Here is a 15,956-nt window from a genome sequence, read left to right as displayed (position 1 = left end):
CGCGGCGATTCAGGAAGCCGTATGTTCTCGCGGTGTATCGTCGTCGGCCTCACAGTTCACCAGCCGCACAAACGCCGCATCAATTACCTTCGAGGGATTCATCCCGAAGATTTCTGTGAATGCCCGGTCGACATGCGCCAGATCGTGAAAACCGGCCTCCAGAGCGAGGTCGGTAAATTTCAAACCGCGCTGCCAAAGCAACGACGCCCGCCACACCGCGCGCCAGCGAGCGTACTGACCAATGGTGAATCCCGTCTGCTTTTTGAACAGCTCTCGCAGCCGCGACGGCGACAGATGCACCTGCTCGGCCAGTGACTCCAGCCGGACTTCATTCAGCGGCGTGTCGTCGAGAATTTCTCTGGCCCGAACAATGCGATTATCCACGGGTACGCTGACCTCACCGGTCTCGCCGGTAATCGCCCTGACCACATCCTTCACCAAACCCTTGATCGCTTCCGGTGACAGCGTCTCGACCATGGCTTTGCGGATCGTCGGCACAAAGGCCTCTACATCGTCAAAGGGCAGATCGATGATCTTCTGTTTACCGAGCTTTTTCTTCAGCGCGGCGTACTCGGGCATATCAATGGGAATATAAAACAGCGCGATATCACTGTTCACCGCCGTGACGCGTTTACGCCCGGCACGGGGCGCCACCAGTGAGGCGCGGGTCTGTAGGGTTTTGCCCTCCACTTCAATCGTATAGGGCTCGTTACAGGCGATTCTGAGGGTGGCGCAGAGCGGGCTGGCGGGGCGGTCCAGCAACAGCGAGGGCGCGAGCAACACCAGGCTGCACGACCAGTAATAGATCGTGACGCCCGCTTCCGCAGGGTGCGCAATCTTGTTGTTATTATCGTTTTGCGATGAAGCCATTATCGCCAGTTTTATACAAAGACCGTCATTTCATACAAGCGGGATACTACGTTGAGGCGGCACCGTAGGCAACATTATAAAAAGATGCCCGAGACCATAAAAAATGATGAGAGAGAATCCATTCATCCCCGTCTTTTCAGCCGCTCCCGCGGCGGTGTGGCAACGATTATCTGTCGCGCCATAAGCGGCAACACGCCACAGCAATAAGACCGCGCTAACGCGCCCCCTTGATACACCCGACATCGCACATCGGCGCTATGCGTCGCGGGTGGCGCTCGCCTGTAAAACCTTGCAGCGAGCGATTGTGTGACAGGAGAGACCATGAACAAGCAGCTTATTATCGGCCTGTTTCTGCTGCTGGCCGCCTGCGGTGGCGGTGGCGGAGCCGCAGGCAACGATACGGCACCCTCGCCATCGGAGCCCGACCGTGAAGGCCCGCCGCCATTGATTCCCGATACTCCCCAGGCGGAAGTGCCGCCGGTGTCGGCCAAAGGTTGGCAGTTTTATGAGCCCGGCACCCTGGTCGAAACCCACGAGGCCGACGACTTCCTCCGCCTCGACGGCGCGGCGCGTACGCTGTTCGTGCGCTACACCACCGTGGATGTATTGGGTAATCCCGCGTTGGCATCAGGCCTGGTGATGCTCCCCGAGCAGCCGCAATTCGCCGAGGGTGAATGGCCGCTGGTGATCTACGGGCACATGACGACCGGTGCCGCCGATGCCTGCGCGCCTTCCCACGCCTCTGCCGACTCGACCGAGTTGCAGAAAATACAGCAGGGCGACGAAATCGCCCGCAAGCTGCTGAGCAGGGGCGTGGTTGTTGCCCGCCCCGATTATGAAGGGCTTGGCGAGTCAGGCCCGCACCCCTATCTTCGCGGCGACTCACTGGCGCAGGCCATGCGCGACATGGCGTCGGCGGTGGCGGGCCACTGGGATGAAGTGGGCGATTACTGGGTGGCCGCGGGACACTCGGAAGGCGGTGTAGCCGCCCTCAACAGTGGCAGCCGCCTGCACCCCGAAGCCCGCGATCTGACGCTGGCGGGTGTAGTCTCGGTCACCCCGGTCACCCAACTGGAAAATCTGGTATTGATCGCCGAAGCACTGCCCATCACCGGTCTGGGAATTAACGAAGCCGTCGCCCTGGCCGCGCTGGTCGCCCACGGCATTGCCACTGTCGACCCCGATTTCAAACGTCTGCTGCTGGAAGAAGGTGGCCTGTCAGAACGGGCGCTGGCGCTCTGGCCCGATCTGGAGCGCCTGTGCCTCGGCGATTTGTCGCGACCGGAATCCTGGGGTGGTCTGCCCCCTACCGAGCTCAAAGGACCCCGTGGCGACGAAGCCGCCGCCGAAATACGCCGCGCACTGGCGGCCGACGATGTGCGTCATTTGCCCATGCGTTTTGATGTTCCCATCCGCATCGATGTCGGCATTTTCGATCTGGTTGCCCACCTGCCCTATGCCGAACAACTGGTAGCGACCTACCGCGACAACGGCTACGACGTCGATTACTACCGCTGGCCCGCCGCCCATTCGCCCACCGCAGATATGGCCGCTGGCTCCATCGCCGATTGGATTCTCGAGAGATTTTACTGATGAACACCGTATTCACCCTCCCCCGTATTTTCGCGCTGTCACTGTTGCTGAGCCTGCTCGCAGGCTGCGGCGGCGACAGCCAGTCTCAATCCGCCGGTGGCGATAATGACGGCGGCGGCAGCGATGTACTGCTGCCCACAGAGCCGATGCACCCCGTACGCCTGCACAACTGGGTACAGGAACTGACCAGCTACGAACCCCGCTGGGCGGGCTATCCCGAAGAGCGTCTGGCCACCGAGTGGCTGGCAAAAGCGCTAGAGGACGCCGGGCTGGAGACGGAAATCGATCCCTACAGTTTCCGAAAGTGGCAGCTGGATGACTGGCAGGTGCAGCTCATCGAAGACGGGGTTCCCGTGGAGATCGACAGCTTTCCCGTGTGGTCAACCCGTGGCGGCACCGGCACCGCCGAACTGGTTGATGTGGGATTGGGCACCGAGCTGGAACTGATGGCACGCGATATCAGCGGTAAAGCCGTGGTGGTCACCGGGCGGGCCTTGCTCAACGTCTTTGCCACCTACCCCAATACCTACCACCGGGCCGCCGAGCTGGGCGCCGTTGCCATGTTTGTCAGCTCAGACGCCCCAGACAACCTGATCCGCCCCACCAGTTCCGGCAGCAACTTGCTGGACGACAACGCCATTCCCGCCTTCCAGCTTGGGGCGCAGGATCTGGCGAGGCTTCGCCGGGCAGCGCGAGACGGCGGCTCGATTTCCTGGCAACTCGACGCCCGACACGTTAACGGCACTACCCATGATGTGATCGGTCGCCTGCCCGGCTCCGGAGAATTGAGCGGCACCATTCTCGTCACCGCCCATTACGATGCCTGGTTCGCCGGTGCCCTGGACAACGCCACTGGCGTGGCCGGGCTGATCGGACTGGCGGAATACTTTGCCGCACTGACGCAGGCCGAACGGCCACGGGATATGCTGTTTCTCGGGGTGACCGGCCACGACGCAGGCTATCCCTATGGCGGCGTCAATCAATGGCTGGAGAAAAACCAGCACCCGGTCGATGAGCTGGAATTGTTTATGAACCTCGACCACCTGGCCGCCAAAGGCGAAGAGCACCTCGGCACCACCGGCATTATCGACATGCTCGGGCTGGTACTGGAACGTCCCGGCGACGAGGAACGCGCGCTATTCACCACCGCGCATCCGGCGCTTATCCGCAAATTCATGCCGCATATTCTTAAATTCACGCCGCTGACCGTGGTGTTACCAACCGTTCCCTCGGTGACTGCGAATGGCGATTTGGAAGGTGCAATGGGCGAACTCGGGGTGCCCAGCGTGAACCTGACGATGGCAACGCCGCACTACCACACCGAGGAAGACACTGCCGACCGCATTCCTGCTGAGCAACTTTCGCGGGCGGTGAAAGCGCACCGCGATTTTCTGTTGGATGTGTTGCCGATGACGCGAGGGCAGATACGCTCGCCGCTATAAGCCCCATCACGACCAAGGCGCGGGCGGCCCTGACAGGTCGTCTGCGGAATGATGGCGGCTTCGGGCTTCGGACTCACGCCAGCCTGAAATGCCGGGCGATCACCTCTTCCTCTTCAACATGAATCCATTGCAGCGGCAGGTCCAGCGCGTCTTTCATCGCCTGCAACAGGGTCTGTAACTCAAACAGCGCGGCCTCGCGCCGCTCGGGGGTCACCGACACCAGCACCCGCATTCCCTCCTCATGTTGCCCCGGCAGAAACTGCGCCTTGTCCTCCTCGCCGTCTGCCGACCAAAAGCCGTCGATGGCTTCGCAACAGGCGCCGGAAAACGCCTCGCCTAATTTGGGGCCAAGCCAATCCAGCACCGCCTCGTAGGGAAAGGCCGGCGAGGAGAAAATCACAGTGAATCGAATGCGCTTACTCATGATTACGATAGAAATACAGAGTGAGAAACAGCACCACTATAACAGTAAAGCCCAGCAGGTGTTCCGCCGACACCGCCTGGATCAGATCCAGCAGACCCACCGTTTCGTCGTGACTGACCTCGCCGCCCACCGCAATCAAATCCACGATCAGGCTGACCAGTCCGAGGGAACCCAGAAAGGCCAATAAGGTTTGAATACTGCGGTTTTGCTGACGGAGTTTGTTTTGCAGCAGACGGTCGAGGCGCGCCTGCGCCAGCGTCGTCAATTGGCTGAGCCGCTCCCGCTGCGCGTCGAAGCCCCAGGCCGCGCTGAACTGTTGCAGCAGCTCGCGCCGCCGCCCCTGTACGCCCGCCATCGCCGCCGACACCTGAATATTGATGTATTCAATGTGATCGTTGCGGTACTGCTGGTTGGCAAAGAAGGCACTCAACGGCGTGTGCTCGCCGTCCTCGTAATAGTTGCTGTTATAGCGGCGCAGGTTTTCTTTCAGCATCTCTTCAATACGCCCCATCAGCGCCGCATGAAACTGCGCCACCACCATAATGCGATGCACATCCGAAAAATACGCCGCGTCGGTCAGCAGGGAGTTGCCCGAACCTAACAACAGGTATTCGCTTTGCTCGTCCACGCTCTGCAGCCAGGGCAGGTAATGCTCCGGGCTTAATGCCTCGGCACAGCTCAGCATTCTGGCAACCCAGTGCGGCTTGCCGTGACACAGCGCGTCCTCGTCGCTGTCAAAAAACCGGTAGGCACGCGGATCAATCAAGGGTGCCTCGGGCTTGGCGCGATACAGGGCCCGCAACAAGGGTGACACATGCTGCTGCGACAGCGCCTCTATGCGCTGGGTAATCTCCAGATCGTCAATCTCGGCCAGATCCGCCACCACCGACAGGCGCACATGCAATACCGCCAGACAATTGTCGTAAACATACAAACACGCCTCTCGCACATCCGGCTCAGCCGACAATCCGGCAATGGTCACCACTGCCGAAGGCTGATAAATCAGGGGGAAATTATCATGTTCAAGCGAGCCATAACCCATCGGCCAGGGGTTTTCGCTGACGGTGACCGAGGCAAACTCCGCCAGCCGCTTTTTCAACAAGCGATAACGTTGATCGTTATCCACCACCCGCTCCGACTGCCAGCTCACCGGCACCGAGATCGGCGCGTAAATCTCAAAATCCAACATAGTTAAGGGACGTCACTCAAAGCCAAACCCACAACAGATGATCCTAGCAGAACCGACCGAGCCCCGAGCGATAAAACCTCAAGCTAAGCCTCTGGAGTCGACCCACCCGACTCCACAAAACGCTTCAGCGCCTCGTTTTCTGCCTGCATACCCTGCTGCAATGCCCGTCCCGTAAACAAGTGCGCCAGCCATGCCAGAGGCCCGGTCACCGGCAGCTCATTGCGGTAGCGCACACCGCCCGTTGCCAGTGGCTCAATCGTCCGACAGCGCTCGCCGTAAGCGGCCTTGGTAAACCAGCCCAGATCACACCAGCGCAGAAGTCTGCCTGGCACAGCCTCCAGTACCTTGTGCTGCACCGACATCACCCGTCGTCCAAGGCGTACGGTTACATCAACCAGCTCTCCCTCAGCACACACACCGCTGGCCTTAATCAACCAGGGATTCCATTGGGAGTAACTGTTGAAATCCGCAATCGCGGCATAGACCGCCTCGGCATCGGCGTTGATATCCAGCTCGGTGGTGTAGTGGAAGTTGGGGAACATAAAGAGCGCTCGTGGTAAGTAAATAACTTGGGGAAGTCCAACTAATTGAGATAAGCGTCTACTACTTGGGGCGAGGTTCCCCGGCGCCGCAAGGTGGGAACTGCCACAACTTGTTATTTATACTCACACTGACCTCAGCAAATCAGACACAGATGCATCCAGCACTTGCCAGGATGTTCGGCAAGTTGCCCCATCGAAGTCTGCACGAATTGACACTGCTTGCCACGGATGTACGACGTTTCGGGACTCACGCAGTGCATGACCAAACTTTCCCCTATCCGTTTTGATCCAGCCCACATCAGTCGCAACATCAATTAGCGCGTTAAGGGTCCAATCTGGAATTGCGATTGCTTTACCATTCTTGTCTTTCGGAGCTCGACGTGACTGGTAAGCAATAGACGCCGAGAGTTGAGCTCTAGCGAGCAATAAGCCCTCCAAGATGCTACCCATAAGAATGACGGCAGAGGTAAAGGCCTCTACGTGAACGCACTTTTGGGCCTCAAGCCAGCGTCTATTGATTTCTTCTGTAAGCCCTGGCAACGACGACGTCAGCGCAGAAAAATCTGGGGGGCCATGGATGATTTTTTTAGGCTTCTCGAAAGCGCCGGTGTCAGTGAATTTGATTGCACTCTTAACATAGCCCGCCAAGGCCTCTAGCCTTACACGTCGACTGTTTGCTTGGAAATCGAGGTCGTTGGACATCGAGCCGAGCAATGATGCCGGTAGCCCCTCGATACCTTCTAGGATCATGCGCACCTCTCGGATCTTTGCATCGACCTCGCGAAGTCCAGAGAAGTCGTCAGTTCTGGCGAATCCTCGACTGTCCGATATCTCCGCTAAGGCCCCTGTTAGAAGATTAAGTGCTTGTCCTTTTTCCATGGTATCGGTGGTACCCCTTTATGGAGCTAACGTCTGTAGCTGCGGCAAATTGCAAGCACAGCGAGTAATTTGTCAGAAAGCTTACATTTGTTAGACTTTTTCATTTTCTAAATCCGGGTGATTGAGAGTTTCTTCTAGGCCGTCATCTGATGACGGCAATGGCTCTTCGTTAACATCCTCACTATCAGGCACATCTTCTTTATCAATTTGCTCTATTGATTTTGGGGGGTAACCAAAGACCTCATTGAAGGCTTCTGCAAACTCTGCGGTGGACCGGAATTCCTTAAAACAAGGCCACTCAGCATAATCCACTTCAGAAACACTGCCAGAACTTCCTATTCTCAACATCAATTTCTTTGCGTCATCAAAGTCGTCTCTTAATACTGATACACACAAATTGTAATTATCACCACAAGCCGACCAGTCTTCAGTATCAAGTATTTCTTGACAGCGATCATTATCTCCGGAGAATTTGTAAGCGAGCGCTCGATTAACAACGTAAACTAATCTATCCCCTTCAGACCCCCACTTCTTAAGTGTGCAGCAAGCAAAATCTAAAAGATTTTTTGCTAGCCGATAGTTTTCTTCAATCAAAAGTTCATATGTAAAATGAGAGAGACTTGATTCAGCTTTTTTTATATCGGCAGGGCTAAGCTTTCGCCAAAGTACTTGAGAAAGTTTAAGCCCTATTTCATACAACACCTCAAACGATTGCCGAAGGTATTTTTTGTCGACCTTTAATTTTTTTCTTACACAAATATCACTACCTAAAACCACTTTATTATTCTTGCAGACATTAATATATTGATCTGATACCACTCCGTCGCAGTGAACAAACAGATTTCTTCTCTCCGTCAACTCAATAAATGACGGCCACGACTCAAGTCCTTTGGTCAATGGAATAGAAAAAACTCTTTCCATCCATAAAAACTGATCGGAATGACTAGATCTCAGAATAGACTCCACCTCCTTTGCAAATATTTTTTCTCGCGCGGCATTCACGCTTCCAAGGTTTACCAACTCAGAAAGGGATATGTTTTTTTCTTCAGAATTGATAATTTCTGGCTTATATCTAAGTATCTGGGTAATTAATTTACCCAAGTAAGAATCGTATTCAGAGACGAACGAGACCACAAAATTCCTAGGAAGCAATTCTAAAACTGTCTTTGCTCGATCGCTACGATGTCCGAGCCTTGAAGATCGTTTTACATCTTTGAAGTCGAGCTTATATGAAGTACTTCCTTCGGTCTCTTCAATTTTTTCTGCTTTCTCGTCTAGGAATGCCTTGTGTTTTTTTGCTGAATCCTGGGCCACAACTGATGCCATGGCCATTTGATAGGGGACAACTTCATGAAGCGCAACAAGCTTATGAAGATAGTTATCAACAATCTCATGGAGTTCTAGATCTTCTGACATCGGAATCTCAGTAATTAATTCATCAAACCTTATTAGTATCGTTCCAATAGCCTGCCAATGAAGACACCGTCCTCATTATAATTACTATCGGGAAGTCACGACAATCATGTCGCCCGCCGCAACCCCCTTAAATAAAAAGTAAATCCTAACCCCAAAATTCACCACCAAAAATGCCGCGAAACACTCACGATAAGTTCTCGGCGACAGACATACTAGACGCATTCTGGCAGTTCGCCGCGCTGCTTCGAAAAATGCGGTCAAATACATCGGGAAATTATTTAAGACACCAGCAGCACGCGCCCCGAGACGAGGCCTTGCGCTGTAATTTTGAGGTAGGCGTTTTGTCATTCTGCCTCAATTCCCTATGTGGCGGTGTTACTGACTGCGGCTTAATCGATACCGCTATCCGCGTATCGCGTTAAATGAGCATAAAGTCTGTCGTCATAAAAATATAGTGGATTTTCAGCGGCTGTCATTACGCCATTCAGACGGGTATGGATACGCGCATAAAAAAAGGCCTCTCAATGAGAGGCCTTCTCGGGTGTGGGATACCGGTTGGCGTACCGCCGGATAGACGGTGCTTAGAGCAGCTCTATCGCAACCGCGGTGCCTTCCCCGCCGCCAATGCACAGCGAGGCGATGCCGCGTTTCAGGCCGCGCTGTTTGAGGGCATGGATGAGGGTGACGAGTATCCGCGAACCCGAGGAACCGATGGGGTGACCGAGGGCGCAGGCGCCGCCGTGGACGTTGACTTTGTCAGCGTCCAGGCCCAGTTCCTGTATCGCCAGCAGGGTCACCACGGCGAAGGCTTCGTTGATTTCGAAAAGGTCGACGTCGTCTTTGCTCCAACCCGCCTTTTCGAGCACTTTGTTGATCGCGCCAATGGGCGCCAGGGTGAACTCGGCGGGCAATTGGGCGTGGCTGGCGTGAGCGACGATACGCGCAATGGGCGTGACGCCCGCCGCCGTGGCCGCACCTTCTGAGGCCAATACCAGTGCCGAGGCGCCATCACTGATGGAGCTGGAGTTGGCGGCGGTCACGCTGCCGTCTTTGGCAAAGGCGGGTTTGAGGCTGGGAATTTTTTCCGGCTTGGCCTTGGGCGGCTGTTCGTCGGCGCAGACAACGGTGTCGCCACCGCGACCGGACACGGTTACCGGGACGATTTCATCGTCGAAGGCGCCACTTTCCATGGCAGCAACGGCTTTGCTCAGCGAGGCGATGGCAAAGTCGTCCATGGTTTCGCGGCTGATCTGGTAATCGTCAGCGCTGCGCTGGGCGAAGACACCCATCAGACCGCCCTCGTAGGCATCCTGCAGGCCGTCGAACAGCATGGAATCGAGAACTTCGCCGTGGCCCATACGCATACCGGCGCGGGCTTTGGGCAACAGGTAGGGCGCCAGACTCATGTTCTCCATCCCACCGGCCACCATTACGCCGTTGCTGCCCGCTTTAATGGAATCATGGGCCGCAATCACCGCCTGCATCCCCGAACCGCACATTTTGTTGACGGTAGTACAGGGCGTGGCATCGGGCAGACCGGCGCCGCGCGAGGCCTGTCTGGCAGGTGCCTGTCCCAAGCCGGCGGGCAATACGCAGCCCATAATCACTTCCTGTACCTGCTCCGGTTTTAGCCCGGCGCGCTGCACGGCGGCGGCAATGCTCGCCGCGCCCAGTTGCGGCGACGGTACGGTGCTCAGGCTGCCCATCAGGCCGCCCATGGCGGTGCGGGCGGCGCCCAGAATAACGACGTTCTCGGTCATGTTAATGACTCCTTTTCTTTCCGTATTGGATTGCCCGCTCAGCCTCGGCCCAGCAGAGAACGCGCAATAACTTCTTTCATCACTTCCGAGGTGCCGCCGTAGATGCGCTGTACGCGGGCATCGGTGAAGGCACGGGAAACCGGATACTCGGTGGTGTAACCATAGCCGCCGAACAGTTGCAGACAGCCGTCGGCCACCCGGCACTGCATTTCGGTGGCACTGAATTTGGCCATGGAGGCGGTCGCCGCATCCAGTTCGCCGCGCTTATAGCGCTGCACGCACTGCTCAACAAAGGCGGCATTCACCTGCGCATCGGTTTCCATTTCGGCGATGCGGAAGCGGGTGTTCTGCAATTGCTTGAGCTTCTGACCGAACAGCTCGCGCTCGTTGGCGTAGTCGATGGTCAAATCCAGTACACCGCGCGCGGCGCCACAGGCGATGACGCCAATCACCAGACGTTCGCGGGGCAGTTCCTGCATCAGGTAGGCGAAGCCCTCGCCTTCCCTGCCCAGCAAGGCGGAGGCAGGCAGGCGCACATCTTCAAAGAACAGCTCCGAGGTATCGCCACAGTGCTGACCGATTTTGCCGAGATTGCGACCGCGCTGGAAACCCGGCAGCGAGGTATCGACCAGAAACAGGCTGATGCCGCGAGCACCGGCGTTGGGGTCGGTTTTCGCCGCCACAATCACCATATTGGCGTGCTGGCCGTTGGTGATAAAGGTTTTGGAGCCGTTGAGAATATAGTCGTCGCCGTCTTTTTTGGCGCTGGTGCGCATGGCCTGCAGGTCGCTGCCCGCGCCCGGTTCGGTCATGGCGATGGCGCCCACCACCTCGCCGCTGACCATCTTGGGCAGCCAATATTGCCGCTGTTCCTCGTTGGCGAGGTGGCTGATATACGGCGCGACAATATCGGAGTGCACCATCACATTGGTCGCCAGCGCGCCGTAGCCTAGACGGGCAATTTCACCGGCCACCAGCGTGGAGTATTCAAAGGGCACGCCGCAGCCACCGTTGTCTTCGTCAACGTCGACGCAGAGCAGCCCGGCGTCGCCCAGGGTATTCCACAGCTCGCGGGGCATAATGCCCTGCTCGTCCCACTGCTCGTAGTGCGGAGCCACTTCGGCCTCCATCACTTTGAGCAGCATATCGCGGAACATCTCCAGTTCTTCTCGGTTCACCTCGGTCATTGGCTTGTCTCCTGATCAGCGGGGCGCCATGCGCAGCGCGCAGTCCAGACGAATGGTTTCGCCGTTAAGAATGGGGTTCTTCACAATCTGCTCGACCAGCAGGCCGTATTCAGAAGGCTTGCCCAAACGCTGCGGGAACGGCAGTGTGGCGGCGAGGCTGTCCTGCACGTCCTGTGTAAAGCCCGCCATCATCGGTGTCATAAACAGACCGGGGGCAATGGTATTCACGCGAATGCCGTCGCGCGCCAGTTCACGAGCCGCCTGCAGGGTCATCGAGACCACGCCGCCTTTGGAAGCACTGTACGCCACCTGACCGATCTGGCCTTCAAACGCCGCCACCGAGGCCGTGGAGACAATCACACCGCGCTCACCGTCGGCATTGGCCTCGCGGGTCGCCATGTCGGCGGCCGCCAGACGCATAATGTTAAAGCTGCCGACCAGATTGACCTGAATCACCTTGTCGAAGTTTTCCAGTGGCATGGGGCCGTTCTTGCCAAGAATTCGCGAGCCGGGGGCGATCCCCGCGCAGTTCACGGCAATCCCGCAGGGGCCGTGGGCCTCGCGCGCGGCGGCGAAAGCGGCTTCGGCACTCTCGGCTGAGGACACATCGCAACGCACAAACAGACCACCCAGTTCGGCCGCCACCTCACGGCCACGCGCTTCCTGAAGATCAAAAATCGCGACCTTGCACCCGGCAGCGGCCAGCGCTCTTGCGGCCCCCTCACCCAGCCCGGAGGCTCCACCGGTTACGATGGCTGCTACGCCCTTGGCTTCCATATTGCTCTCTCCCATGCAGTGGTTGCGGCGCAGACTTTGTGCACCGTCATAACATTGGGCAGAGAGTGTGTCTCAGGCCTGATCTGCAAGCCATGACATATTGCCGCAGGAATTTTGTTAAAAACTGCGCCCTCCCCCTTTCGCGGGGTAGCGGCCGCGTACCGCATTGCGATACCCTCTAAGTCGCATATATGCAAATTTTGAGACTTAGCCATGTGGCCGTGATCTCTGTGCAGGTATTCCCCTCGCACAGTACTGCCGCACAGCCAAAGCGACGGTGCATGATTCCGGCTTTCAGTATTAACGACATCATTTATGGCGTAGAGAACAGGGAATTTCTGCTCCGCTACCGACCGCAGGTGAACGCCGCCAGCGGTCAACTTCACGCCCTGGATACCAAGCTGCTGTGGCACAGCAGCAAATTCGGCTCTCAGCACGGTGAGCAGTTTTTGCATGCGCTGGAGGAGCGGGGCAAGCACCTTAATTTCCTGCTGTTCTACCTGATTCGCAGCCTGCGTGCCCGCCAGCAGCTTCGCAACGCGGGCTATTCACTGCCGCTGGCAATATCGCTGCGCCTTCACGATCTGCAGGACCCGGCTCTGGTCGACGCGCTGATGCGGGTATTTCGCGACAGTGGCGACAACCCCGACGGGCTGACCCTGATTCTCCCCTCGCGCCTGCTCGATGATTTTTATCAGCACATCAGACCGCTGAGCCAACTGGTAGACAACGGTTTTCATCTGGCGGTGAGCAATTTCTATCAAAGCCCCGACAGCTTGGGAGATACCTGCTGCGACATGCTCAGTGAAATCCGCCTGCCGCCCCGTCTCGGCACCAGTCTCACCGACAAGCAAGTGCGGCAACGGCAATTGTCTCAGGCAGTGGAAGCCGCTCAGCGCCACCAGTGGAGCTGCATCGTGACCGGCGTTGAGAACCAGCAAGATATTCAGGAGGCGCTGGCAATGGGCGCAAGCCTTGTGCAGGGCCATGGCGTGGGCGATGATCTGAGCGCCAGCGAGTTGGCGACGATGCTGGCGAGGGTCAAGCAACCCCGCCAGATACCACGGCGTTAGCCCGCCGTGTGCCTTATCAGAAACTCGCTTTCAGACTGACACCCATCTGGCGCGGCTCGTTGAGATAGGCATTATACGAGCCCTCCTGCACCGGCATCGCGAAATAGATAGTGCGATAGGTCACGTCAGTACAGTTTTTACAGAACAGACTCAGGTCGTAGTCAAACCGCCCCATAAAACGCATCCCCAAACTCAAATCCCACAGAGTATACGGACCCTGCGTCGGCTCATCTGCGGTGTCGGGGCTGGCCCAGTGCTCACCACTGTAGGAACCCGACACGCGGCCATAGGCCATCAGCGACTGACTGAGCGGCTGCTCGTAGGTCAGTGCCATCACCCCGGAAAGATCCGGCGCACGCGGCGTTTGCCGACCGTCGAGATGCTGAATGGTATCGGGGGCGTTACCCAAATCGGAGAATTCGGCCTCCAGCCAGGTGACGCTCAGCTCGGCGCGCAGGGCGTCGGTGAGCTGCACGGTATTTTCCAGTTCAATGCCGCGTGAGATCGCTTCCCCGGTGTTGCGGGTGAAGAAATTGAAGCCATTGAAGAAGTTGATTTGCAGGTTCTCATACACCGTGTCGAACAGGGCAATATTGGTTTGCGCGCGGCCATCCCAGTAGCGGCTTTTCAGCCCCAGCTCCCAGCTGGTCGCATACTCGGGCGCATAGGTGGTGTTGTTGAAGTTGGCGGCTTCCTGGAACAGATTAACGGCGCCGGATTTGTAACCGCGACTGTAGGTGAGGTAGGTCATCACATCGTCATTGAAGGCGTACTGCAGCGACGCAGTGCTGGTAAGGACGCCCTTTTCATACTCGTCATAGAAGCTCGGCGAATTATAGATACCGAACAGGTCCAGCGCGTTTCGTGGTGTACTTGCATCGCCTGACGGTACAGGGCCGAGCAAGCCGGTGTTGATGATCAGGCGCGACAGCAGAGAGTCATACCAGTAAAGCTGATCGTAGCCGCCCTCTTTCTCATCGCGGCTGTAGCGCAGACCGGCAATGGCGGTCCAGCCTGCCCCCAGGTCTGCCTGCGCGTGAACAAAGGCAGCGGCACTGGTGGCATCCTGATAGTAATTGTCTTCAATGATTTTCTCGCCACCGGCGGGAAACAGGTCAAAGGCACCGATTCCCAACGGCCCCAGCAAACCGCTCAGCAAGGTGGTACAGCCGAGGGTCATCCCCGGCGGACGACAGAGCGGCGCGGTATCCACGCTCAGGCCGAGCAGCTCGGGAATAGCCATGGTGGTGCGGAAGCTGGCGTAGTTGTTGGCGTCGGTATCGGCCACAAAGTTGCGGTAGCTGCTGTACTCCTCTTTAGAGAAGTACAGACCGGCAATCAGATCCACCGGGCCAAAGCTGGTGGAGAGGTTAATTTCCTGCGAGAAGAAGTCGATCTGCGTGGGCTCGTTCAACTGCAGAATATGCGCCGGGCCAAAGTCCGCGTCGCCGTTAACCTGCTCGTCTTTAAAGCGCCGCAAGCCGGTCACCGACTTGATGTCCATATTCTCCAGCGCCCAGTTCAGGGTCCAGCTCAGGCCCATGTCGTCACGCAGTTCGGAGGAGCGGGAATTGTTATTGGTCAGACGCTGATCTTCCGCGTTGCGGTCGGTGTAGAAATCCAGCCCGCGCAGATTCGCATAGTAGATCAGATCGTCGGTCAGCGGCCCGCTCAGCACCTGCACACTGCCCCAGCAGCAACCGGCATCGGCGGTGGAGTAATCGAGAATCAGGTGAGACTCCAGCGAATCGCTGATATCAAACAGCCACTGCACTTTGGCGCTCAGGCGGTCGGTTTGATTATAGGTGCGGCCGTCCTGCTGGCGGCTGCGCAGAAAGCCATCCTGCCGATTGGAAATGGCCGACACTCGTAGGGCGTGACGGTCGGTCAGTGGCAGGTTGAGCGCCAGCGAAATCAGCTCTTTGTTGTAGTTGCCGAGCAAGACTTCGGCATTGCCGGATACGCCATCAAAGTTGGGGCGCGTGCTGTTCAGCGACAGGGCCCCCGCTACGGTGTTTTTCCCAAACAATGTGCCTTGCGGCCCGCGCAGCAATTCCAGCGAGCCAATGTCATTCATATCCTGCAGCGCCATGCCGGAGCGCGAGCGGTACACGCCATCAATGAATACGCCCACCGCCCCTTCAAAGGTGCGGCCGTTGCCGACGGTGCCGATGCCGCGAATCTTCAGGCTGGAGTTCTGCGAGCTTTGCCCCACATCGAAACTGATACTGGGGTTGATATCGGTGAGGTCGGCAATGTCGGTCACGCCGGCGGCGCGCATGGCTTCTGCCGACATGGCGGTAATGGCAATGGGAACATCCTGCGCGCTCTGCTCACGCTTCTGCGCGGTGACGAAAACTTCTTCCAGCATCGGCGCGGCGACAAGCCACGATGAGAAACACAGCAGCAGTACGGCTGACAGCAACACGGATAGGCGTTTCATTAGGGACCGTCCTTGTGAGGGAATCGTTATTTTTTTGTTATCACAGGGACGAATAGTATCTGGATTACACAAGACAGCTATTCTGCGTCACGCCACTTTTGGCCTGGGGCGCCACCGTCGGCGCCCCGGAACATAGAGAAGAAAACGCTAGCCGATGGCCTGCATGGATACACGGTAGCGGCCGGGCGCTTTACCAAACCAGCGTTTGAACGCCTTCTGGAAAGCACTCTGATCGCTGAAACCCAGCTCCGCCGAGATATCCAGCAGGCCAACACTGGAGTCAACAATCAGCTTGCGGGACTGCTCCTTGCGCGCATCGTCCACCAGGCATTTGAAGTTGGTGTTGATGTAGCTGAGCCTG

At 57.3% G+C, this 15,956-nt stretch carries 14 protein-coding genes; 3 read left to right on the top strand and 11 right to left on the bottom strand.

Going from position 1 to position 15,956, the window contains the following annotated elements:
* Positions 1-9: 9 nt before the first annotated feature.
* Positions 10-870 carry a helix-turn-helix domain-containing protein gene (locus tag AC5DB9_RS10320; protein WP_272994148.1) on the bottom strand — a complete coding sequence of 287 codons (861 nt, stop codon included), beginning with the start codon at positions 868-870 and terminating at the stop codon, positions 10-12.
* A gap of 321 nt (positions 871-1,191) precedes the next feature.
* Here AC5DB9_RS10320 and AC5DB9_RS10315 point away from each other — a divergent pair, with 321 nt between their 5' ends.
* Together AC5DB9_RS10315 and AC5DB9_RS10310 are read left to right on the top strand one after the other, a co-directional pair.
* Complete coding sequence (locus AC5DB9_RS10315; RefSeq protein WP_272994147.1) at positions 1,192-2,463, top strand: lipase family protein; 1,272 nt, start codon at positions 1,192-1,194, stop codon at positions 2,461-2,463.
* Complete coding sequence (locus AC5DB9_RS10310) at positions 2,463-3,905, top strand: M28 family peptidase (RefSeq protein ID WP_273010028.1); 1,443 nt, start codon at positions 2,463-2,465, stop codon at positions 3,903-3,905. The genes AC5DB9_RS10315 and AC5DB9_RS10310 overlap by 1 nt, the downstream gene beginning before the upstream one ends.
* A gap of 73 nt (positions 3,906-3,978) precedes the next feature.
* On the opposite strand, the gene AC5DB9_RS10305 is transcribed toward AC5DB9_RS10310, so the two are convergent.
* The 8 genes from AC5DB9_RS10305 to AC5DB9_RS10270 all read right to left on the bottom strand — a co-directional run bounded on the left by AC5DB9_RS10305 (position 3,979) and on the right by AC5DB9_RS10270 (position 12,094).
* Entirely contained in the window at positions 3,979-4,329 is a 351-nt protein-coding gene (locus AC5DB9_RS10305) for a hypothetical protein (protein WP_272994144.1), read from the bottom strand.
* Complete coding sequence (locus AC5DB9_RS10300; RefSeq protein WP_272994143.1) at positions 4,322-5,518, bottom strand: hypothetical protein; 1,197 nt, start codon at positions 5,516-5,518, stop codon at positions 4,322-4,324. Before AC5DB9_RS10300 ends, AC5DB9_RS10305 begins: the two co-directional genes overlap by 8 nt.
* Positions 5,519-5,601: 83 nt before the next feature.
* Positions 5,602-6,060 (bottom strand): SRPBCC domain-containing protein, encoded by a 459-nt coding sequence (locus AC5DB9_RS10295; RefSeq protein WP_272991637.1) that lies wholly within the window; start codon positions 6,058-6,060, stop codon positions 5,602-5,604.
* A gap of 123 nt (positions 6,061-6,183) precedes the next feature.
* The gene (locus AC5DB9_RS10290; RefSeq protein WP_272991640.1) at positions 6,184-6,939 is read right to left on the bottom strand and encodes a hypothetical protein; all 756 of its coding nucleotides are present in this window, start codon (positions 6,937-6,939) and stop codon (positions 6,184-6,186) included.
* 90 nt (positions 6,940-7,029) lie between these two features.
* Entirely contained in the window at positions 7,030-8,355 is a 1,326-nt protein-coding gene (locus tag AC5DB9_RS10285; protein ID WP_272991642.1) for a hypothetical protein, read from the bottom strand.
* Positions 8,356-8,936: 581 nt separating this feature from the next.
* A complete protein-coding gene (locus AC5DB9_RS10280) occupies positions 8,937-10,115 on the bottom strand; it encodes a thiolase family protein (protein WP_272991645.1) in 1,179 nt (392 codons plus the stop codon).
* Between the two features lie 38 nt (positions 10,116-10,153).
* Positions 10,154-11,302, bottom strand: coding sequence for an acyl-CoA dehydrogenase family protein (locus AC5DB9_RS10275; protein WP_272991648.1), 1,149 nt, complete (start codon positions 11,300-11,302; stop codon positions 10,154-10,156).
* Between the two features lie 15 nt (positions 11,303-11,317).
* A complete protein-coding gene (locus tag AC5DB9_RS10270) occupies positions 11,318-12,094 on the bottom strand; it encodes an SDR family NAD(P)-dependent oxidoreductase (protein ID WP_273010029.1) in 777 nt (258 codons plus the stop codon).
* A 266-nt stretch (positions 12,095-12,360) separates the two neighbouring features.
* On the opposite strand from AC5DB9_RS10270, the gene AC5DB9_RS10265 reads away from it, so the two are divergent.
* The gene (locus AC5DB9_RS10265) at positions 12,361-13,152 is read left to right on the top strand and encodes an EAL domain-containing protein (RefSeq protein WP_272991653.1); all 792 of its coding nucleotides are present in this window, start codon (positions 12,361-12,363) and stop codon (positions 13,150-13,152) included.
* A 16-nt stretch (positions 13,153-13,168) separates the two neighbouring features.
* Here the strand turns inward: AC5DB9_RS10265 and AC5DB9_RS10260 are convergent, their stop codons facing one another.
* Together AC5DB9_RS10260 and AC5DB9_RS10255 are read right to left on the bottom strand one after the other, a co-directional pair.
* Positions 13,169-15,595: a TonB-dependent receptor gene (locus AC5DB9_RS10260; RefSeq protein WP_272991655.1), complete on the bottom strand. Its 2,427-nt coding sequence runs from the start codon at positions 15,593-15,595 to the stop codon at positions 13,169-13,171.
* 147 nt (positions 15,596-15,742) lie between these two features.
* On the bottom strand, positions 15,743-15,956 hold a 214-nt coding region (locus AC5DB9_RS10255; RefSeq protein ID WP_491732051.1), incomplete at its 5' end, for a helix-turn-helix domain-containing protein.

It is taken from the genome of Spongiibacter sp., assembly GCF_984394615.1.
The sequence above is the reverse complement of the archived record's forward strand: the minus strand, read 5'-3'. Positions and strand labels throughout refer to the sequence as shown.